Source organism: Halomonas sp. SIMBA_159, from assembly GCF_046536035.1.
Classification (GTDB): domain Bacteria; phylum Pseudomonadota; class Gammaproteobacteria; order Pseudomonadales; family Halomonadaceae; genus Vreelandella; species Vreelandella venusta_A.
Window position 1 is genome coordinate 1 of sequence record NZ_JAWJBT010001602.1, and the last position, 236, is coordinate 236.

Annotated in this window: 1 protein-coding gene; it reads left to right on the forward strand. The window is 37.3% G+C overall.

The annotated features are described in order from the left end of the window. On the forward strand, positions 1–236 hold a 236-nt coding region (locus R0J87_RS24630), incomplete at both ends, for a hypothetical protein (RefSeq protein WP_498889663.1).

Here is a 236-nt window from a genome sequence, read left to right on the forward strand (position 1 = left end):
TTTGATACTGTTGTGGAATTAGATTTTAATGCTTATCAAAAAGAGTACGAAGTGCGGATTGTTGAAGTCAAAGCAGTACAGCAGCAAGATAGTTATTCTGTGATCGAAAATGAAACACCTTTACTGTTAGATTATCGTGGAAAGAAGACATCAGTTGCAGAAACTCAAGATTCGGTATTGATTCTCGATCATTGTCCTCGCACTTGGGAAGAAATGAATCAAGGGTTACAAGAAGG